The organism is Ignavibacteriales bacterium (genome assembly GCA_026390815.1).
Taxonomy (GTDB): Bacteria; Bacteroidota; Ignavibacteria; order Ignavibacteriales; family SURF-24; genus JAPLFH01.
In genome coordinates this window covers 12,667-34,295 of the sequence record JAPLFH010000043.1, presented here as the reverse complement: position 1 = coordinate 34,295, position 21,629 = coordinate 12,667, and the positions used below count along the sequence as shown (strand labels likewise).

At 33.2% G+C, this 21,629-nt stretch carries 16 protein-coding genes; 10 read left to right on the top strand and 6 right to left on the bottom strand.

The genetic code is table 11. The features are described 5' to 3' along the window. Positions 1–44: 44 nt before the first annotated feature. The 3 genes from NTX22_13475 to NTX22_13465 all read right to left on the bottom strand — a co-directional run bounded on the left by NTX22_13475 (position 45) and on the right by NTX22_13465 (position 2,938). The gene (locus NTX22_13475) at positions 45–413 is read right to left on the bottom strand and encodes a hypothetical protein (GenBank protein MCX6151536.1); all 369 of its coding nucleotides are present in this window, start codon (positions 411–413) and stop codon (positions 45–47) included. An 80-nt stretch (positions 414–493) separates the two neighbouring features. Continuing rightward, positions 494–1,714 carry an aminotransferase class I/II-fold pyridoxal phosphate-dependent enzyme gene (locus NTX22_13470; protein ID MCX6151535.1) on the bottom strand — a complete coding sequence of 407 codons (1,221 nt, stop codon included), beginning with the start codon at positions 1,712–1,714 and terminating at the stop codon, positions 494–496. 168 nt (positions 1,715–1,882) lie between these two features. Continuing rightward, a complete protein-coding gene (locus NTX22_13465) occupies positions 1,883–2,938 on the bottom strand; it encodes a mechanosensitive ion channel (protein ID MCX6151534.1) in 1,056 nt (351 codons plus the stop codon). A 179-nt stretch (positions 2,939–3,117) separates the two neighbouring features. Here NTX22_13465 and NTX22_13460 point away from each other — a divergent pair, with 179 nt between their 5' ends. From NTX22_13460 to NTX22_13430, 7 genes are all read left to right on the top strand, one after another. Continuing rightward, positions 3,118–4,746, top strand: coding sequence for a T9SS type A sorting domain-containing protein (locus tag NTX22_13460; protein ID MCX6151533.1), 1,629 nt, complete (start codon positions 3,118–3,120; stop codon positions 4,744–4,746). Positions 4,747–4,855: 109 nt separating this feature from the next. After that, on the top strand, positions 4,856–7,594 hold the full coding sequence (locus NTX22_13455; protein ID MCX6151532.1) for a TonB-dependent receptor: 2,739 nt from the start codon (positions 4,856–4,858) through the stop codon (positions 7,592–7,594). Positions 7,595–7,617: 23 nt separating this feature from the next. Continuing rightward, the gene (locus NTX22_13450) at positions 7,618–11,154 is read left to right on the top strand and encodes a hypothetical protein (protein MCX6151531.1); all 3,537 of its coding nucleotides are present in this window, start codon (positions 7,618–7,620) and stop codon (positions 11,152–11,154) included. Positions 11,155–11,249: 95 nt separating this feature from the next. Further along, positions 11,250–12,269 carry a PorV/PorQ family protein gene (locus NTX22_13445; GenBank protein MCX6151530.1) on the top strand — a complete coding sequence of 340 codons (1,020 nt, stop codon included), beginning with the start codon at positions 11,250–11,252 and terminating at the stop codon, positions 12,267–12,269. 138 nt (positions 12,270–12,407) lie between these two features. Beyond that, positions 12,408–12,698 carry a type II toxin-antitoxin system Phd/YefM family antitoxin gene (locus NTX22_13440; protein ID MCX6151529.1) on the top strand — a complete coding sequence of 97 codons (291 nt, stop codon included), beginning with the start codon at positions 12,408–12,410 and terminating at the stop codon, positions 12,696–12,698. Further along, a complete protein-coding gene (locus NTX22_13435) occupies positions 12,695–12,982 on the top strand; it encodes a type II toxin-antitoxin system RelE/ParE family toxin (protein MCX6151528.1) in 288 nt (95 codons plus the stop codon). Before NTX22_13440 ends, NTX22_13435 begins: the two co-directional genes overlap by 4 nt. A 121-nt stretch (positions 12,983–13,103) precedes the next feature. Continuing rightward, positions 13,104–14,408, top strand: coding sequence for a hypothetical protein (locus NTX22_13430; GenBank protein MCX6151527.1), 1,305 nt, complete (start codon positions 13,104–13,106; stop codon positions 14,406–14,408). A gap of 132 nt (positions 14,409–14,540) precedes the next feature. Here NTX22_13430 and NTX22_13425 read toward each other — a convergent pair whose 3' ends face one another. Next, positions 14,541–16,565: an FG-GAP-like repeat-containing protein gene (locus NTX22_13425; GenBank protein ID MCX6151526.1), complete on the bottom strand. Its 2,025-nt coding sequence runs from the start codon at positions 16,563–16,565 to the stop codon at positions 14,541–14,543. A gap of 257 nt (positions 16,566–16,822) precedes the next feature. Between NTX22_13425 and NTX22_13420 the strand changes: the two genes are divergently transcribed. The 3 genes from NTX22_13420 (at position 16,823) to NTX22_13410 (ending at position 20,043) form a co-directional block, all read left to right on the top strand. Next, a complete protein-coding gene (locus NTX22_13420) occupies positions 16,823–18,817 on the top strand; it encodes a S8 family serine peptidase (GenBank protein ID MCX6151525.1) in 1,995 nt (664 codons plus the stop codon). Between the two features lie 85 nt (positions 18,818–18,902). Next, positions 18,903–19,547: an O-methyltransferase gene (locus NTX22_13415; protein ID MCX6151524.1), complete on the top strand. Its 645-nt coding sequence runs from the start codon at positions 18,903–18,905 to the stop codon at positions 19,545–19,547. A 52-nt stretch (positions 19,548–19,599) separates the two neighbouring features. Beyond that, positions 19,600–20,043 carry a hypothetical protein gene (locus tag NTX22_13410; GenBank protein ID MCX6151523.1) on the top strand — a complete coding sequence of 148 codons (444 nt, stop codon included), beginning with the start codon at positions 19,600–19,602 and terminating at the stop codon, positions 20,041–20,043. A gap of 34 nt (positions 20,044–20,077) precedes the next feature. Here the strand turns inward: NTX22_13410 and NTX22_13405 are convergent, their stop codons facing one another. Beyond that, the gene (locus tag NTX22_13405; GenBank protein ID MCX6151522.1) at positions 20,078–21,244 is read right to left on the bottom strand and encodes a hypothetical protein; all 1,167 of its coding nucleotides are present in this window, start codon (positions 21,242–21,244) and stop codon (positions 20,078–20,080) included. Positions 21,245–21,248: 4 nt separating this feature from the next. Then, on the bottom strand, positions 21,249–21,584 hold the full coding sequence (locus NTX22_13400) for a hypothetical protein (GenBank protein ID MCX6151521.1): 336 nt from the start codon (positions 21,582–21,584) through the stop codon (positions 21,249–21,251). Between the last annotated feature and the right edge of the window lie 45 nt (positions 21,585–21,629).

Below are 21,629 nucleotides of genomic sequence, written 5' to 3'. Positions count from 1 at the left end.
CAATTCTCTTATCTCATTATCTTACGCAGTATATAACTCTTATTTTAACTTTTCTTCGTTTTCGGATTCTCCTCTTCCATATCTAAATGAAACTTGTGAAGAAAACGATGAAAAAGTGGTGCAATGATTACTCCAACTGCAACAAGTAAAACCAAGCCCGAAAACAAAGCATAGAAAGAAGCAAACAATTTTCCAGCATTTGTTTGAATCTGGTTAACAGGTCCCATCCCGCCAAGGATCATGGAAGCATTTAACAACGAGTCTAACCAACCTAATCCTTCGGTAATATGATAACCAAGAACGCCAATGAAAAGTGAAATGAAAATTATTCCAATCGCAAAGAAGAAGAATATTAGAATTCTTTTTAAAAATAATTTTTGCGGCAGCAATGGCTTTTTTCTGTGTTCGAACATTTTCTATTCCTTACTTCTTAAGATCAAATTGTCTACTTCAAAAATAAATTCTGCTGCGAAGTTGTTTGCAGCAGAAAAAACTAAACTGTTTCTCCAGCATATTTTGCAATATATTTTTCTAAAAACATTTCAATATTCTTATATGCTTTTTCCAGAATTATTTCATTTGGCAAGAACACTACTCTAAAATGTCTGGTACCGGGCACTTGTCCAAATCCGCTGCCGTGCACTAGAACCACACCAGTTTCTTTCAGAAGTTCAACCACAAAATGCAAATCCGGTTGTTCAATATTTATTTTTGGGAAAGCATAAAATGCACCTTCCGGTTTAACACAGCTTATACCTGAAATTGCGTTTAGCATGTTAAAAGTTATGTCTCTTCTAATCGTTAGTTTGCTCATAGCTTCAGTTAGATGACTCTGATCCCCTTCCAGTGCTGGTTTGATTGAATATTGTTCCGGATGGTTTGCAGATAACCGGGCACGCAAAAGTTTGTTAATCGCTTCAACATAGTTTTTCAAATTCGCTTTTTGTCCGCTGATAATTCCCCATCCAATTCTAAAGCCCGGCACCATATAATTTTTAGAAAGTCCACCAAACGTAATGCAGGAAACTTCTTTATTCATCGACGCAATTGAAATATGTTTCTTTCCATCAAATAATAATTTGTCATAAATTTCATCTGCAAAAATTACGAGATTATGCTTAAGCGCTAATTCTATTATTTGCTGGAGTGTTTCTGTTTTATATAAAGCACCGGTGGGATTATTGGGATTTATAAGAATGATTGCTTTAGTTTTATCATTAATTTTACTTTTAATATCTTCAATATCAGGCTGCCAATTATTATCTTCGTCAAGATAATATGGATTTTCAATATTCCTTAACTTGGAAGCGATAGCCGTATAGAGTGGATAGCCTGGTGTTGGCGTTAGAACGTTTTCACCTTCATTCACAAGTGAAGTTAAAGCCAGATCAATTGCTTCGCTGGCACCGGTAGTAACAAAAATATCAAGTACATTGTCAATTCCTTTTCTGTGTGCTTCACCTTCTATTGCAAGAACAGCTTCTTTTATTCCTGATGATGGGGCATAACCATTATAGTTTTTTAGCATTGCTTGATATGTAGTTTCAATTATATGTTTTGGAGGAGCAAAGTCAAATAGATTTGGATCTCCAATATTTAAGTAAAGCATTTCTTTTCCAGTCTTGGCGACTTCATTGGCGACAACCACAATATCTCTAACAGCGTATGTAACATTTTCTGTTCTTACTGCAGGAACAATTTCTCTAACTGACATTTCATTCTCCAAATTATTTTCTTTTAATTTTAACTAAGACAAAATTAACTCTTTAGAAAACTACTATCAAATTTAGTTGGCAGTCATACGTTTTATTCTTCCGTTCTTAACTCTTCACTCTAAGTTCTTCGTTCTCCCTTGCAGGCATTTTTCAGTATAAAGTAATTTTCAAGTTGATGCTTTATTTAAGAAAGAAGTTTGAATTGGAAATGCTAATTTTATTTCCAGTTTTTGAAATTCTTCAAGAATACGAAAATTTATTTCTTGCTGAATATCCATATAGCGAAGATAATCTGGGCTATCAACATAGTAGACAATTTCATAATTAAGACTGAAATCACCAATTGTAAAAAAATGAGCTCTATCAAAAGAAACTCCTTCTATTTTTTCAATTATGCTTTTTATAATTTGAGGAATCTCCTTTAGTTTTTCTATGGAAGTATCGTTAACCACTTGAACTTTAAATACAACTCTTCTTCGTTCCAATCTTTTATAGTTATGTACTCTTGAATTTGTAAGGTCAGAGTTATGAAATATTATTTGTTCACCTGTTATGCTGCTAATCCTTGTAGTTTTAATTCCAATTCTTTCTACTGTTCCCATTTTATTTTCAACAGAAATAAAATCACCAATCTGAAATGGTTTATCAAAAAAGATTACAAAGTAATTAAACAAATCGCCAAGAACAGTCTGTGCAGCTAGCGCTATAGCAATACCGCCAATTCCAAGCCCTGCTATTATTGCAGATATGCTAAATCCTAAATTGTCCAGGAGAAAAATTACTCCAAGCGACCACACAAACAAGCTGATAAAAGTTGACAATCCTCTTATACTTGCATCTCCTCCATTGTTATCAGTACGTTTTCCCCAATAAAATTTAATTGAATAATTTATAAGAGAGACTAAAAGGTTGATAGCAAAAAAAGTAATAATTACAATAGCGACAGAATCAATAATTTTTTTTATGCCAGGCTGAACTTTTAAGTAACTGCTGCCAAAGTAAACAACCAGTAAATAGATTAATGGAATGCCAAATTTTTCAAAAGCGGAAATAATATAATCATCAATTTTTGTTTGTGTTTTAGCGGCAATCTTTTTGAACCTTCTAAAAGCAAAGTACTTGAACAAATTGATAATAAGAAGAGCCAAAACTATAATCAGAAAGCAATTTAAATAATCATAAACCGTGTTACCCCAAAAGAATGAATTTAGAAACTGGTTCACACTCAAACTCCCTTTTATTATAAAAGTTTGTAAAGATATAGTAAAAAAATAAATATTTAAACAATTCGCAAAAAAAATCATTAAATAAATACCCAAAATGTAGTTCCTATATCTTTTTACTAAATATTTTTTTTTATATATTCATTTGGATTTTTAATAAACAAATAGGAGGAAGTTCAATGAAGCAGTTTTATTATTTAACAATCTCTTTATTCTTACTTACAGTAATCAATTTTGCTCAGCAAGATGTTTTTAAAAGAACGGCACAAATCCCCGCGGTGTATGGTTTATATGGTGGGATAATCGGCGGAGTAGATTGGGATGGTGATGGAAAACCAGAAATATACGCTGTAAATAGCAACGCGGTTGATCGTGATTTTGAATTAACTCCAAGGATTTGGAAGTTCGAGTTTAACGGTACTTCGTGGGATTCGGTTTGGGGTGCAGTTATGGATATTCCATTACAAAATACCTGGCCTGCTTTAACAAGCGGTGATTTAGATAAAGATGGCAATATGGAATTAATCTGGAGCCCAGCAACCTTTTTGGACGGTACTACAAATCCAAATCCAGCAAAAGTTATTGTTTTTGAAGTAAAGGGAGATGGGAGTGATGTTCTTGGAGTTGATGATGGATTCGGTGGTTATCTTCCAAACTCAACATTCAAAATTACAGATCAAGATATGATTGATGTAAGACCCAGAGTGTTTGTTGTTAACGATATTGATCAAGACGGTACTAATGAATTAATTTTTTGTGACAGAGTAGGAAAATATCATTATGGGGTTCTTTCAGTAAGCGATATTCCTGATAATGGTGATGGAACAGAAACGTGGACTATTGAATCGAGTGGATTGGATGATCCTGCTTTTACAGGTACATCCAATAAATGGGACGTAGCTGTTCTTAATGATGTATTTTATCTTTTTGGAGAAAATGGATTAATCTATCCAGTAAAATATGCTAATAATACATATACCCCATTAACTCCTCAACGAATAGCTGATTTAAAGGGCTCGTTCGGATCTGCACAGGTTGTAGATATTAATAATGATACAAAAAAAGAAATAGTTATTGGTGGATGGAGAACACTTGATCCCCAGGGTGCTGTATATTTGCTACGGTTAACGGCAGCAGATACTCTGGAAAGTTTTCAAATTGCCGATCTTTCAAGCTTAGGTGCTAAAAGATTAAATGGTGGTGCGCATGGCGATTTAAATAACGATGGTAAAATGGATTTCGTTTTCGGTTCAAGAGTTGGATCAGTTCCAAACAATAGTGTTTATACAGTTAAATACCAGGGTGGCGATATTACCAGTCCCGGCAGTTATTCAATAGCTAATATTGATTCTTTGTATTTGTGGGCTGGGGATGATATTGATGTTATTGCGATGGGAAACATTGATGGCGATCCTGAAGATGAAGTTATGTATTCAGCAGCTTATACCCGGGGACAAGCAAATGATTCTTTAATGGCAATTGTTGTCCTTGATACAAAAGTTACTCCGGTTAAAGTTGAAACTGATAAAAGTTCGGCTCCAGTTGCATTTTATCTAGATCAGAATTTTCCAAATCCATTTAATCCAACAACAACAATTAAGTTTGGGCTACAAAATACTGCTAAAGTTTCATTAAAAATCTATAATATTTTAGGAAATGAAATTTCAGTTCTTATTAAAAATCAAAACATAGATACGGGCGTTTACAGCTACACTATTGATGCTTCCAAATTAGCAAGCGGTACTTATATTTATAAACTTACTTATGATAATTCGGTTATTTCTAAAAAGATGATGTTATTGAAATAACATTACAACAACAATTAAAAGCCGGGAATTTTTCCGGCTTTTAAATTAAATAGCACAATTAAATCTCCAGTTAACGGTTTTAATAAACATACGTCAGATTGAGGTAATAATGATTAAAAGGTTACTTTCACTGATCTTTATTTTTACCTTCCTTTTTCTAAGCTACTCATACGCTGGTAACACCGGTAAAATTTCCGGTAAAGTTACTGAATCTGAAACAGGTGAACCTTTATTAGGAATAAATATTATTCTGGAAGGTACTACCCTGGGAGCAGCTTCGGATATAGATGGTAATTATATGATAAACAACATATCACCAGGAACTTATACCATAACTGTTTCAGGTATAGGTTTTCAGAAAAAAAGTATTCAGAAGGTACAGGTGGCTGCTGATTTTACAACTAAGCTTGATATTCAATTATCCTCTGAAGCTATTAGTGTAGAAACAGTAATGATAATTGCAAGCACACCGATGGTAAGAAAGGATTTAACTTCATCACAGGTTTCTATAGATGCAAATCAAATTACAACATTACCTGTGGAAAGCGTTGATCAACTATTAACTTTGCAAGCTGGCATTATTAAAGGTGCTGGTGGAGAGATTCACATTAAAGGTGGACGCTCAAGCGAGGTGTCGTATAATGTAAACGGCGTTTCAATTATAAATCCTTTTGATAATTCAAAATCTGTAGAGATTGCAACAAATGCCATCCAGGAATTATCTGTAGTCAGCGGTACATTTAATGCGGAATATGGAAATGCATTAAGTGGAATAGTAAATTCAATTACTAAAGAAGGATCTAAAAATTATTCCGGTAGTTTTTCATTTTATACCGGCGATTACTTAAGCACGCACAAAAATATTTTTTATAATATAGACGCCATCGATCCTATTAATAATTATGTTGCTGAATTTACTCTTGGCGGACCGATTCCTTTGCTTGAAAATTATGTTACTTTTTTCTTTTCCGGAAGATTAAACAATGACAAAGGATATTTATATGGAATCAGACAACATGAACCCAGTGATTATATTCAATATTTAAGTTCTGATAGTATAAGTATTCTTGCTACAGGCGATGGCAAAACCGTTTCTATGAATCCAAGTAAAGATTGGAGCGGAAACGGAAAAATTACTTTCAAGCCGATTTCTACTATTAAAATTAATTATGATTTTCTTATCTCAGATTCAAAATATCAAACTTATAATCATGATCTGAAATATAACCCCGATGCAAATTATCATCGGTACAATTCCGGTTTATTTAATTCACTTGAATTCCGGCACGTTTTAAACAATTCAACTTTCTATTCTCTTAAAGGTTCATACAATATTAATGATTATAAAAGATATCTTTACCCGTTACTGGATGCATCTGGAAATGAAGTAGACTACTCCGCAGGAATGGATGTGACTGGACTTGTGGCTGATCCAAGATATGGAAGCAGTCTTCAATATGTTGCCCAAAATACTTTTCCTTCGGGCGGTACATTAAACCAGCATTTCTACCAAAAGACAAAAACAGTCAACGGAAAATTAGATCTTACAAGCCAGATTAATTTGAATCACGAAATTAAATTTGGTGCTGAGTTTAAACATCATATTCTTGATTACGAAAGTTTTCAAATACTTAAAAATGGAACTGCTTCTTACATTCCTGCAGTTGATAATATTTTACACGATAAGTACGTAAAAAAACCAACTGAAATATCCGGCTATCTTCAGGATAAAATGGAATTTGATAACCTGATATTGAATGTGGGATTAAGGTTAGATTATTTTGATTCCGATTCAAGATATTCTACAAGTACACAATATCCATCTCCCAATGATCAAACAATTCCTGATAATGTTGATAAATTTGCTTTATTAAAAAAAGCTGCAGTTAAATATCAGGTAAGCCCCAGAATTGGATTTTCCTTCCCAATTACAGATAAAGGAATTATTCATTTTTCTTATGGTCATTTTTTCCAGATTCCTCCGTTTACATATTTGTATACTAATCCTGATTTCAAATATCCGGTATCCGGAACACCAACTTTTGGGAATGCTAATTTGAATCCTGAAAAAACAATTACATATGAAATTGGATTGCAGCAGCAGTTAATGGATAATCTTTCATTTGATATTACCGGTTATGTTAAAGATGTAAGGGATTTGCTTGCACTTCAAAAAATCCAATCAAGTGCTACTAAAGCATATTATATGTATGTAAATAAAGATTATGCAAATATAAAAGGTGTTACATTTTCTTTAAGAAAAAGAAGAAACCCCGATGAGCTTTTTGGTGCAGCTCTCGATTACACTTTTCAATCAACCGAAGGAAGCGATACAAGAGCAGCAGCTGCATTTCTAGATCTTGCTTCCGGAAGACAGAGTGAAAAATTACCGTATTATTTAGATTGGGATCAACCACATACATTAAATGCAACTATTAATTTCGGTGGTGAAACTTGGAATGCAACTTTGGTTGGAAGAATTGGTTCTGGTTTGCCTTATACACCTCAGCTACTATTTGAACAGATATATTTAAAAACAAATAGCGCACGCAAACCTTCACAAGCAACTGTTGATTTACTTGTTGATAAAACACTAAATATTTTTGACCTTAGTTTTACTTTCTTCTTTAAAGTATTTAATCTTTTCGATACTCTAAACGAAAATGTTGTGTATGATAATACCGGACGAGCTAACTATACTCTTGAAAAAGAACTTGGAACTACTCAAGCTGCGGATTACTACGCAAGTCTTAATCCATTAATTAAACCTTCCAGTGAATATTTTGTGAGACCTGATTTTTATTTACCTACAAGGGAAGTAAGAATGGGTCTGACTTTAGAGTTTTGAAAGTTTACAAACGGAGATATTAAATGAAAATAAAATATGTAAATAATTTTCTGATAATTTTTTTCATTCTATTCAGCAGTTTTAGCTTTGCTCAATTGCTTGATCTAAAAACTGCCGAAGAACATCAGGCTGTTAAAGATTATATTCAGCGAAAGATAAATGAAAGGGCACAAGCAAAGAATTATCTTAATGTAACATCATCAGCAGTAAAAGATGGAAATGGAGGTAAGCTTTTAAAGACTACCGGGATGAAGGACAGAAAAAATTATATTATGAACGGAAATAAAATTTTGGTAGAAGTTACTAATTTTGGAGGAATAGGTGGCGGTTATTCAATAGAACCAAACAGGATTTTAGGAAATGTTGTTTGGAAAGGTTTGCCATATATTTTTCAATTTGTGCCTATAGTTGGCGCTTCCGTTCCCGATGCTGCTAATCCTAATAAAAGGCTTCATATTATTTCTGATGCTCTGGACGATTATCCTCATTCCGCCAGACCAAATGATGATTTTATTGAAATAAATCCCACTGAAGATACACTCTGGCAATTCCAACCGCTGCCGGGATACGCAGATCCTAATCAAGAAAATATGGCACACAATCCTGATTTTGATACTGACAGAGATGGAAAACCGGATAGCTGGCCGCGCGAATGGTATAACTCAACTTTAGGAAAATATGTATGGCCCGGTTATTTAAAACAAGATGCTAATAACTCCGATCTGGAAGTTTTTTGGTCTATGGATGACCGTGATAATCGTGAATTTCATTATTATCCTTACAATGATGATTTGAAAAAAATGGGTATCGGAGTTCAGGTTGATGGCAGAGCATTACAATGGAGTAATTCCCTTGCAGAGAATGCAGTATTTTTTGTTTACACAATAACAAATGTTAGCAATAAAGATTTAGATAGTGTCTTTTTTGGTGTTTATGGAGATCCCGATATTGGAGGTCAAAAAGATAATGCAGATGATGTTGGATTTTTTATTCCTCCTAATTTAGATGATCCTAAAATTCCTCTTTCAGCACGCAGCATGGTTTATTTAAAAGATGACGGAAATAGTATTGGGGAAGGCGGATTACCGGATGGAATACTTGCCTGCAAATTTCTCGAAAGTCCTGGAAATCCAAATGATGGAATAGACAATGACGGCGACGGTATGATTGATGAAAGCCAGTTTAATGGAATTGATGATGATAATGACTGGAATCCTGAAACTGATGATGTTGGTGTTGATGGCATTTCGAACACGGGTGATGAAGGTGAAAGAGATGGTATTCCAACAGCAGGAAAATTATTATCGAGCGGAGCTCTTGATCCATTGCATCCAGGTGAACCAAATTTTGAATATACTGATCTTGATGAAGCAGACCAGATTGGTTTAACAAGTTTTAGTACCTGGCCCTGGGGCAAAAAAACCGGCAATCCACGTAACCCAAGAGAAGGTTATTATGTTAGTAATGACTCTTTGATGTGGGAAAAATGTAAACCCGGCAGCTTTGATGAAGTTTTACCAGAAGGTTCAGATATTACTTTTGTTTTTGGTTCAGGTTACATTTCACTTAAACAAGGAGAATCAAAAAGAATTTCTATGGCGCTTATCTTAGGTGATGATATAGATGATTTGCTTACAACAGCATCCACGGTACAAAACATCTACGATAGAAATTATAACTTTTCAAAACCACCTGATCTTCCTACTCTCAATGCAATTCCAGGCGATAAAAAAGTTACGCTTTACTGGGATGATATAGCAGAAGGAAGTGTTGATCCAATTACCGGAAAAGATTTTGAAGGTTATGTTCTCTACAGAAGTACAGACCCGAGCTTTTCAGATATTCAAACAATTTCAGACGGAAAAGCAACTCCATTTTTATCAGAACCTCTTAAAACTTATGCTGGAGTTGAATGCAAATGGGATCTGGTGAATGTATGGAATGGTTATCATCCGGTTTCTTACAAAGGTCGTGGAATTCATTACTATCTTGGAGATAATACTGGGTTAGTCCATTCTTATATTGATTCCAATAACGTAATTAACGGGCAAACTTATTACTATGCTTTGGTGGCGTATGATCATGGAGATTCTTTAAATTTTCCACCAACTGAAACCACAAAAAAAATAAGTGTAGATCCAATAACATCAAAAAGTATTTTAGATAAAAATACAGCTTTGGTTATTCCCGGTCCAAGAGCAAGCGGGTATATTGCTCCTGTTATAAATAATTCAGTTGTACTTCATAAGAACGGAAGCGGTAACGGAATAGTTGATTTCTCAATCTTTAATGATTTATTGGTTGATAATAATGAGTATAAACTATTTTTTAATGACACTCTTGAAATTAACGGAATTAAAAAAGCTAAAAAGAATTTTTCGGTTTTTGATTCAAAACTTTATTCTAAAGAAATTAATTTCTTTAATTATAAATTTGTAGATGTTGGATTAAAAAATATTCTTGCTGATGCTTATCTTAAATTGAAAGATGAAAACGGGAAAGAATACTCAAGAACAAATGCAACGGATACAACTGATTTTGTAATTGATCTTAACAGTGGTAAAATAAGAAGATCATACGGAAGCAGCATACCGGATAATTCCGCAATGAAATATATAATTCAATTCAGATACCTTCCTGTTTCTTCCAGCACACTAATGAGCTATGAAGATAATAACCCGGTATTTGACGGAATAAATATTAAAGTAACAGATCAAACTAAAATTGAATATGATCCGGACAAATCTAAATGGCTAAAAGGAAATTCCAATATGCCGTTTTCTGTAGCGTTATCTTCAGTTGGAACTGTTGCTATAAAAATGGCTTACCCGGCTGATTATGAAATACAGTTTTCATCATCAAATATTGATTCAGCTTATACTACGCCTCCCGGAAAACCCAAAATATTAATTCCGGTAAAATATTCTGTACACGATGTTACTACCGGAGTACCACAGATAATCCATACATTTCTAAGAGAAAATAATGTAACAAGAGATTCTGCCTGGTCTCCCGGCGAAGAAATAATTTTTTATAAACCAGGATTGACCGGAGCAAATAGCAATGACATTCTTACCTGGGGATTAAAAATTAATTATCCTCCGGCAACTGCTACAGATACTGTTTATCCCGGTGATGGTGATATTCTGTTTATAGCTACTAAGAGACCATTTACAGAACAGGATACTTTTTATTTGACGACCAATAAAGGAGCATTAGACAATTCGCTCGCTTCTTCTAATTTAGATAATATATATGTTGTTCCAAATCCATATGTAGGTTATAACGCACTTGAACCTGCAAATAAACTTTCAGGTCAATCGCGTGGTGAACGCAGAATATATTTCGAGAATTTACCTTCTCAATGTACAATCAGGATTTATACTTTATCCGGCGATCCGGTTAAAGAAATAATTCACGATTCTGGTGTAATAAATGGTAGAGAATATTGGAATTTGTTAAACAGAGATGGATTTAGCGTATCCTACGGGCTTTATATTGCTCATATAGATGCGCCAAACATTGGAGAGAAAATAATAAAGTTTGCTCTTATTAAGTAAAGAAATGTGAATCTCTTTATTCAATTATTCAAACCTGTCTGCAACTGTAAATCTTTATGCAGGGCAGATAGGTTTGAAATTACAGGAGTTATTAAATGAAATTTTATAAAAGTATAATAACAGTTTTAGTATATCTATCTTTTTGTGGCGTGTTGCTTCCTCAAAGCGTAACTAAAACCGGAACAACTGCATCTCAATTTTTAAAAATTGGAGTTGGTCCGCGTGCCATTGGAATGGGCAGCGCTTTTACTGCAACTGCTGATGATATATCAGCTTTATATTGGAACCCCGGCGGTTTAGCTTTTAGCAATTCCAACCAGGCTTTTTTTAATCACGTAAGATGGATTGCAGATATTAATTATGATTTCGCTGCGTTCTCATCAAATGTTCCTGGCTTCGGAACAGTCGGCACTTTCGTTTCTGTTTTATCAACAGATGATATGAAAGTTAGAACTATTGAGAAGCCTGAAGGTACCGGAGAAATTTTTAATTATGGTACACTTGCAGTTGGATTATGTTATGCCCGCCAACTAACCGAGCAATTTTCTATTGGATTAAATGTTAAATACATTAATGAAAAACTTTGGAATATGAGCAGCAATGGATTTGCAGTTGATATTGGAACTATGTACAAAATTCCAATCCTAAATGAATTCCGTATTGCAGCAAGCATTTCCAATTTTGGCACTAAGATGAAATTAGAAGGAAGAGATATTCTTTCTGTTAAACAAGTTGGTTCTACAGGTTCCGGAAATTTAATTAATACAGATATCCAGCTTGATTCTTATGATCTTCCATTATTGTTCAGGGTTGGGTTAGCTGCGGATGTTGTTAAATCTAATTCCAACAGGATTACTTTAGCAGCGGATGCAATTCATCCAAATGATCATACCGAATATATCAATACTGGAATGGAGTATTCCTGGAATGAAATTATTTTCCTGCGCGGAGGGTATTCCTCATTGTTTGAACGCGATACAGAAAAAGGTTTAACGGCTGGTGTTGGATTAAATTACCGCATTGTAGATTTAATAGAAGTTAAAATCGATTATGCATACGAAGGTTTCGGAAGATTAAAGAACGTACAATATTTTTCTTTGGGAGTAAAGTTCTAGTGTAGAGTCAAATGTGAAACGCCAGAAGTCAAAAAGGAAATTATATCTATTATTCGTCTCACATTTGACGCTAACTTGAAGTTGTCTTAATATGGGCTTATATTTAGTCCAGAATAAAGACAATATAAGGACGTAATAATGGCAAACATCTTAGTTGCAAATGATATAATTCCGGTTGGTCAATTCAAATCCAATTTGGCTAAATATCTTAAAGAAATTCAGAACAAAAGAAATTCTCTTATAATAACTCAAAATGGAAAACCAGCAGGAGTATTAATTTCTCCTGCTGAATTTGATGAATTGAGGCAAACAAAAATCTTTATTGATTCAATTTCGCGTGGATTGTCTGATTCAGAAAAAGGTGAAGTCTTTTCTACTTCACAGATTAAAAGTGAGTTAAAGAAGAGAAGAGTTGGAAAAGAAAAATGAAATTGTTTTGGACTATAGAAGCATTAATCCGATTACAGGAAATTGAAGAATACATTTCGAGAGATAATCCCATTGCAGCCATTGAGTTCATTGACAAGTTAATTTCAGTTACTGAAACATTGGTAGATAATCCTGAAAAAGGCAGAGTTGTTCCTGAGTTGTCTCTTGAAAAAATCAGAGAGTTATTGCATAAAAATTATCGAATAGTTTATCTGGTTAAGAAAAACTCGATAGATATTCTTACTGTTTTTGAAGGTCACCAATTATTGAAAAAGGAATTATAGTGAAATTAGGAATAATCAATATGGTTCAAATAGTTTTGAAATTTCAGCATTTAATCCAATAGATGATGTATTTTTTGATCAGATGTAATTTTATAATATAATAATTTGAACTGAGGTAAAATTGGGTATATGTAAATACTGTAATAAATCCGCTGGTTTTTTAATTAAGAAACATCCTGAATGCGAAAACTTACATGTTGAGGGTTTAAATAATATTATTCAATTAATTTTAGCTTTTCTAAAAAACGACAATTCTCTTGAGAGTTTAGAGCCTCGTTTGTTAATCATCGAAGAAAATTCGTTTATAAATGTAAAAGAATCATTTGAACAAATAATTCTTTCTTTAAAAATAAGAATAGATGAGCTTGTAAATTACAATTCAATATCAGATTTAGAAGCAGAAAAAATAAAATTATTAAGATTATTTCTGTTAAATAGATATAAAAATCACATAAATGATGAATTATCGAATTTGAGTTTTATGGACAATCAAATAATTTTCATTGGCGCTAAAAAATTTAAGGTTAAACATGCTACAGATTCATATTTATATGCTAGAGATGAAGAAAAAGGAAACTCTAGGATGTTCAGAATGAGAGATGATTTAGAATTTTTATTATTAAAATATGCTGGTTCTCTAAGTAACGATTTGAAAGAGATGCTGAAAAATAAAGCTATTTATTTTGGATACGAGTCAATTAAAAGTAATACTGACCCAGATTTATTAAAAATGAATCTCCTAAACAAATTGTTGAAATATGATTTCAATGAAGACTCTTTAAAGTCAACTATTCTTGAAGCGATTGAATTATATATTGAAAACTCACTTGACGAAACTTTAATTGATAAGAAAAAGGAAGATTATATATTTGTCTTGAAAAAATACTTTGCATTGGAACAAAATGAAATTAATCGAAATGGCATTTATTTAAAATTAATTAAATCACTTATAATTAGAGATGTTCTGGAAGGATTATTACCTAAGCGATGTAATGTGACTAATCAAATCCCATTTATTATTCAAAATAATGAAACGTTGATTTGGATTGAGAATAACGTTAATTATTATGAAGACAAAGAACATCGCGAATATGTTGGTAGTCATCAAGGCTTTAGTATTCGTATTGCAAGTGGTCTTTATTATCGTGCTGGTGGTTTTAAGGGAAAACCTATAAACACAATTTCAAAAGAATATGTTTCAACAGGTATATTAGGTTTTACTACGAAACACGTTTATTTCTATAGTTCCATAAATAGTTTTAGAATCAAATATGCTAAAATTGTTTCAATAATGCCTAATTCTGATGGTTTTACAATAATAAAAGAAGGCATCAGATCAAAAACACAAACATTTAAAAATGGTGATGGATGGTTTGCATATAATTTAATGGTAAATCTCTCACAAAAAGATTTAAAATTAGTTTAGCTCCAAATAACTAACATTTCAATCTGTCACTGTACAGGATGGTTGTGTTCGACGGCAGGTTAAACGCAAGACACTTAAATTGCAAAACACTAATAGGCAAAAGGCGAACAAATGTTCGCTTTTTTTTTAATATTATTTCATCAAAATCATCTTGCGGCTTAAACTTATTCCTGTTGATGTTGTTAATCGGTAAATATAAACACCACTGGTGAGCGAAGAGTGTAGAATGGAGAACGTAGAATGATAAATTCCAGGCTGTTTGAATTCATCTGTTATCGTTGCGACTTCGCTACCTAACACATTATATATTTTTAATGTTACATGCCCCGCAACTGGAATTTGATAACTGATTGTTGTACTCGGATTAAATGGATTAGGATAATTTTGTAAAAGTAAAAAACCATCTATTCTTTCCGGTTCGTTTTCTACCGCAGTTGGCTTCAAATTATTTTCGAAGTAAGTAAAGTTTCCATTGTACTCCCCTATTATCATTTCCGGAACACCATCTGAATCTAAATCCGCAAATCCCGGTGCAGAAAATTGCTGAATATACACATCGCTAAATAATGAATTTGCTTCTTTCCAGGTTGGTTTAAATTTTGTACCGATATTTTCATAATAATAAACCTCACCAAAACCAGAACCGACAACAAGATCAAAATCACCATCAAGATCCAGATCGACGAAGGAAGGATAACAGCTATAGTGAAAAGTTATTCCTTCTATAAATGTACTATCCGACTCATACTTTTTATTTCCTTTGTTTATAAAGAACTTTACATCATCAGCATATTCTGCCCCGACCAATAAATCCAAATCACCGTCGGCGTCAATATCAGCAAAAGCAGGAGCGCTCATTCCATAAACATTTATTGTTTTGAAATATGAAGTATCCTGTTTGAAGGTTCCATTGGTATTAGTATAAACATTTATTTTTCCATTTAACTGTCCGGCAACAATATCAATGTTCCCGTCTGTATTAATATCAACAAATACCGGCTTATTGTAGCTTCCGCCAGTTAAAGTAGAAAAGCTAACACTCTTAAATTGAAAATGTGGTTGATATTTATTACCGGAATTTTCTAAGTAATAAAATTTTCCCGATTTATTTCCGCTAAGGATATCAAAGTCGCCATCGTTATCAAAATCCGTAAAGGAAACTGTAGAACCTCCAACGGGTATTTGTATTGCTGCAAAGTACGAAGGATCCAATTGTAATTTTGCGGTATTAGCTGTTCCTGTGTTTTTATAAAAAATTAATTTCCCATCAGCGTTTCCATAAATTAAATCTAAATCGCCATCGCCATCAAGATCGCACAAATACGGATTCTTCCAATATGAAGTTGCTTCAACTACGTTAAAAATATTTGTAACCTTTTGCCACGGAGCCGCACTGTTGCCGGTTCCGGTAAAATAAACAAACGATGAAAGATCTCTGCCAAGTAAAAGATCTAACTTTCCATCATTATTCAAATCCGCAAAAGTTGGGAAGGCGTTCAAGCCAATATCTCCAATACCTTTTGCCAGCGTATCATTCCTTACATATTGCGGAGAAATTGTAGTTCCGGTATTTTCGTAACCAAAAACAAGTCCGGCTTCCGGTCCGCCAAATAAGGATTCACCAAGACCAATTAATAAATCCAGATCGCCATCATTATCAACATCACCGAATGCTGGCTTAGCATCGGAACCAATCTCAGCATTTATCGTATTAAAAAAGTCTGGGACTAATAACCAATCTGCTTTGTATTGATCTCCGATATTTTCATATAACATCAATCCATTATAACCGCCGGTAATTAAATCCAAATCTCCATCACCATCTATATCAACGGCAGTTGCATAAGAGGAATTTGTACCTGCCATACCATCCGCATAAATTGAATAAAGCAAAGTAGTATCGTGTTGAAATTTGGCATTTGCAGAATCACCTATGTTCTGATAATATTCTATTTTATCGGTTGTAAAGTTGCCAATTAATAAATCATAATCCCCGTCAGAATCTAAGTCCACAAATTCCGGCGAAGAAAAACTAAGCGGTACAACACCGGAAGGATTAAAAATAGAATCCACCTTAATCCAGTTTTGGGCATGTTGTTCAACATTAAGTATAAGAATGAAAAGAACTGATAATCTTAAGAAATAAAATTTTGTCATTGATCTCTCGGTTTTTTTTGTGCAAAGATAAACAATATCCTGCTCAAAATATAAATTTCCATTGATTAATTATTCATTATGATTCTAATCTAACATCTTCCTTCCTGTGTAATCCCGTCTGTACGATTAGTTTTCAACTTATTTTTGGATCGTGATTTGAATTAAGAATTGATTTTTAAGTCGTCATAAAATAATTTTATTCCGTTGCACTGTAATTAAGCAAATCTTAAATTATAAGTGTCAATAATGGATTGTAAATGTTTTCCAAAATAATAGTGCTAACTATTTTATGTAGTTTATCTCTCCTTGCCCAGGATAAATATTTTATTTATTTCAAAGATAAAGGGATAAAGCAGAATGAAGTTTTATCCAAAACTTCCCAGGTTTATTCTGATGCAATTAACCAGTTATCAAAAAAAAGTATTGAGCGGAGGGAAAAAACATTAGATGATGATGCTTTAATTACATTCGAAGATTTGCCAATCAAAGAAGATTATGTTCAGAAAATTATTAGTCTTGGAATTAAAATTTGCAACCAGCTAAAATGGTTTAATGCTGTAACAGCTTTTCTTTCACTGGATCAAATAGAAAAAATAAAAGCACTTAATTTTGTTGATAAAATTGAAAAGGTAAAATCGATTGTTTATAAAAATCGGGATGAACTTAATAAAAATTTGCCATCTGAAAATATTTTTGCCAAAACAACCACACTCGATTATGGACCTTCAATTACTCAGTATGCTCAATCAGATATTCCTCAGGTTCACGACAAAGGAATTAATGGCGAAGGTGTTTTAATTGGCTTACTCGATTCCGGTTTTGATTTGAAAACTCCAGAATCTTTGCAAGAAATTAAAATAGTTGCAGAACACGATTTTGTTTTTAATGATAATAATACTGCCAACGAGCCCAATGATGTACCCGGACAAGATGGACATGGAACTTATGTTTTATCATTAATTGGAGGATATAAACCCGGGGAAATAATTGGACCTGCATATAAAGCAAGTTTTCTTCTTGCTAAAACAGAAAACATTGGAAGCGAAAAACATGTTGAAGAAGATAATTATGCCGCTGCTTTGGAATGGATGGAAGGATTAGGAGTAGATATTACCGGCAGCTCTTTAGGTTATAATGAATTTGATACTGGACAAACGGATTACACATACAAGGATATGGATGGCAAAACTGCTATCGTTACAAAAGCTGCGGAGCTGGCATTCCAGAGAGGAGTGGTTGCAGTAAATTCTGCTGGTAATGAAGGGGATAAATCGTGGCACTACATTATAGCTCCAGCCGATGGATTTAATACAATTGCAGTTGGTGCAGTTAATACGTTAAATCAGGTTGCTCCATTTAGCAGCAGAGGTCCAACTTATGACGGAAGAATAAAACCTGATGTTTTAGCTCAGGGAGTTCACGTTTATGGTGCATCCGCACATACTAAAAATGATTATTCTTATGGACAAGGAACTTCATCAGCAAGTCCAATCGTAAGTGGAATCGCAGGATTACTATTATCACTTAATCACAATCTTTCAAATGTTGAAGTAAGAAAAATTTTGCAGCAGTCCGGCGATAATTATAATTCCCCGGATAATGACAGAGGTTATGGTTTATTATCAGCAGAAAAAGCGATTGAAGTTTATTATCCATCAATCGAAATCGAAAGTGAAAAATACCAGGTTCATAAAAAGTTGTTTGCAAAGAATGAAATTACAAGTTCAGATTGTAAAATTCATTACTCAGTTAATGGAGCAGCTTTTATTGTTGAAAATCTAATTTCTATTGGAGACAATATTTTTTCATTTCAATTCCCCGATTACAACAATGGAGATAAAATAGATTTCTACTTTACATACACCGATAATTTAAATTCCTACCAAGATCCGGCATCAAATAAATATTTTAATTTTTCATTTGGAAGCAAGGATATAGTTTATGGTGGAAATTCTTCCACACCAGCGGTTGATTACACTTTAAGCGATAATTATCCCAATCCATTTAACAATACAACTAAAATACGTTACCAAATACCAGCCTCCCTAAATCCCTCCCAAGGAGGGACTTTTGTTATGCTAAAGGTTTACGATTTATTGGGAAGAGAGGTAACATCATTAGTAAATGAAGAGAAACATCCAGGAAGTTATGTTGTTGTTTTTGATGGAGATGGATTGAGCAGTGGCGTGTATTTTTATGTTTTGAAAATAGATGGAAATGTATTGAGTAAAAAAATGGTCCTTTTAAAATAATTGCTCCTAACTTAAATTAACCAATACCATATTCATTAATGTCAGGATTCCTGTTAAGTTTGTTTTAATAAGAACGGAGAAAAATGTGAACAAAATTCTATTTCCTGTACAGCAGTTGTATCTAGAAAATCTAAGAAAAGAAGAAAACTCTTTAATTCTGGAAATGGAGGATTTTGCAAAGGTAAAGAAAATTCCAATTCTCGATTGGCAAGCCGCAGATTTCCTGGAACAGTTAATTCAAATTCATAATCCTAAAAGGGTTTTGGAAATTGGAACGGCAATAGCATATTCATCAATACGCATTGCAAGGAACCTGCGGAAGAAAGGAATAGTTTATACAATTGAATTAAGCAAAGATAACGCAACTCTTGCAAAAGAGAATATTGCTAAGTCCGGTTTGGAGGAAAAGATAAATTTAATTGAAGGTAATGCTCTAACAATTCTTCCAAAGCTTGGGAAAAAATTTGATTTTATTTTTTTAGATGCTGATAAAGAAGATTACCAGCGGCTTTTTGATTTTGCAATTATCCTGTTGAGAAAGAATGGCGTAATTTTTATCGATAACTTACTTTGGCATGGTTTAACGGCTTCACCACGTGTTCCAGCAAGTTATAAAAACTCAACTGGTCATATACGGGAATTTAATAAGATGTTTATGAATCAACCAAATCTGAAAACCACCATAATTCCTGTTGGTGATGGCATTGGTTTGGGAATAAAAATTAAATAGGATCAAGAAAGCAAAACTTTAGTTGGGGAGACGAAGAGGAAAACTGAGAGTGATGAATGTAGAACGTAGAATTATAAAAAATCCTGAAATTACAAACCCAACAGAATTTTTTGGAGAAGTGGAAAAGTTTTCCAATTCCAAATTAAAGCAGAAAGAAGATTTGGTTAGACTTATAGAAATCAGTTTTAAGAATAATAAAATTGATTTGTTAGAGAAAGCCGCCTTCACAGCTAAATATCTTCAGGGATTATTCAATATCATCCAGCGTGGCGATAGTGCAGTTAATAAAGAGATTTTTGAAAAATACTCAAAAGAATATTCCGAAAATGTAGAGCAGCTTAAAAATAATTTAAAAGAATTGCTGAAAGATGGAAGCGAGTTTTATAAAAAAATTTTTGAGGAAAAGTATTTTGCTCTAACCCACACTTCAATTAGCAGCCTTAATGATCTTTGCTACGATCTTAGCTGGGTAAAGATGTATTTGAATACTAAATAATACTTACCGAAAAATATGAATGAGAAGTTAAATCCTATAACTCCAACTGAAATCCAAACTGAGCCATCTTATTTTTATAATTAAATAAAGACATATTAGAATCGTTATTGATCAACATATATTCCGCTGTTATTTCTAATGATTTAAATAATGGTACAGAATTGAAAATTTTTGAAACACCAAACCACATTTCAGTCTTTCCATCAATTCGTTGCGTCAAATTCAATGTATCTGCAAGATTGGATGTAAAATGCCTTCGTGAGTAGCTTCCATTAATTTTTAAAGTAAAATCAAGTGGCAGCTTCTGAGTAAGTTCTGCACCATATTCGTTACTCTGGAATCCATAGGGATCATCCCAAAGATCCTGATCATCAGAGTAAATAAAATCAGTTGATTGCAAATTTTGCCCAGAATTATTTAAATTAGTTCTGTTCAGGTAATACGCGGCAATCCCAGTATTTTCAAAAATCGACTGTGAAATTTTTAATGAAGATCTAAGCTGAGTTATGTTCACATTACTTTCATTCCGTATAATGTTCATTGCTGCACCTTTCCCCATACCCATTCCTTTGCCACCCATTGTAGATCCAACAGTTTCAACCATTGAATAATTTTTATTTCCTAAAGCTACATCCAGAAATAATCCGGTTTTAGTTTCAAAGAAAGTTGAAACTTGTCCGAAGAATAGATTTTCGAAATGAGTTAAATCATAAAGTGAAGGATAATTTTTTGTAGTCAACTTATACCCGGCGCTTCCAATAATATTTTCTGCAATCGAAATTTTTCCGTTAATGTAAGCAGTGAACTGATTATAATCATAAATACTATAGTCCAAAGTTCCTCTTTTCAAATTATAACCAGCACCCATAAAAATATTATCGGCTTCACCATCACCCAAAACAAAACTGTAGTTTGTTCCTAATGAATGATACTGGTAGAATCTATCGCTAATATTTTGGAATGCATTAAGATTAGCAGAATAAAATAAATAGAATTCTTTATCAAATGGCTGATAGCTTAAATAAGTAGATACTGAATTTACAAACTCTTCGCTGCCAACCTGCTGTTTAAACGGATTGTTATCATAAAGCAATGAATAATTAACGGATCCTGAGAATTGAGCATGAATAAATGTGGAATTACTTATTAAGATTAAACTTAATAATTGAATCGAAAGAAATAATTTATTAATATTTTTCAAATTTTCACCTTGGATGTTTACCAAAACCTTTTTGTTTTCCTTTCCCCCAACCCATTCCCTGGCAGCGATTATCATTTATACCGTCACCATCTTTATCAACAAACGTATCTGTTTTACCCCTCCTCTTTTTCATGCCTTTACCCTGTTTAGTATCATTAATTCCGTCACCATTTTCATCAATAAATTTTTGCTGGTCTGGATTTTCTTTCTTGATTATCTCAGTCTTTCCTTCTTCATTATTTTTAGCTTCTCCATCTTTTTTCGGTAAAGATTTTTCCTGAGCATTAATGACTGCAACAGAAAAAACTAAAAGGAATAATATTTTGTAAAATGTTTTCATTTTTTTACCTCGATTTATTAAGCCAACAAAAGTGCCAGAAAAATA

What these genes read in the sequence shown, in the direction of transcription:
- NTX22_13450 (MCX6151531.1), top strand. Translation starts at nt 7,618, where the DNA reads ATGAAAATAAAATATGTAAATAATTTTCTGATAATTTTTTTCATTCTA.
- NTX22_13455 (MCX6151532.1), top strand. Translation starts at nt 4,856, where the DNA reads ATGATTAAAAGGTTACTTTCACTGATCTTTATTTTTACCTTCCTTTTT.
- NTX22_13445 (MCX6151530.1), top strand. Translation starts at nt 11,250, where the DNA reads ATGAAATTTTATAAAAGTATAATAACAGTTTTAGTATATCTATCTTTT.
- NTX22_13460 (MCX6151533.1), top strand. Translation starts at nt 3,118, where the DNA reads ATGAAGCAGTTTTATTATTTAACAATCTCTTTATTCTTACTTACAGTA.
- NTX22_13470 (MCX6151535.1), bottom strand. Translation starts at nt 1,714, where the DNA reads ATGTCAGTTAGAGAAATTGTTCCTGCAGTAAGAACAGAAAATGTTACA.
- NTX22_13400 (MCX6151521.1), bottom strand. Translation starts at nt 21,584, where the DNA reads ATGAAAACATTTTACAAAATATTATTCCTTTTAGTTTTTTCTGTTGCA.
- NTX22_13425 (MCX6151526.1), bottom strand. Translation starts at nt 16,565, where the DNA reads ATGACAAAATTTTATTTCTTAAGATTATCAGTTCTTTTCATTCTTATA.
- NTX22_13475 (MCX6151536.1), bottom strand. Translation starts at nt 413, where the DNA reads ATGTTCGAACACAGAAAAAAGCCATTGCTGCCGCAAAAATTATTTTTA.
- NTX22_13435 (MCX6151528.1), top strand. Translation starts at nt 12,695, where the DNA reads ATGAAATTGTTTTGGACTATAGAAGCATTAATCCGATTACAGGAAATT.
- NTX22_13440 (MCX6151529.1), top strand. Translation starts at nt 12,408, where the DNA reads ATGGCAAACATCTTAGTTGCAAATGATATAATTCCGGTTGGTCAATTC.
- NTX22_13410 (MCX6151523.1), top strand. Translation starts at nt 19,600, where the DNA reads ATGAATGTAGAACGTAGAATTATAAAAAATCCTGAAATTACAAACCCA.
- NTX22_13420 (MCX6151525.1), top strand. Translation starts at nt 16,823, where the DNA reads ATGTTTTCCAAAATAATAGTGCTAACTATTTTATGTAGTTTATCTCTC.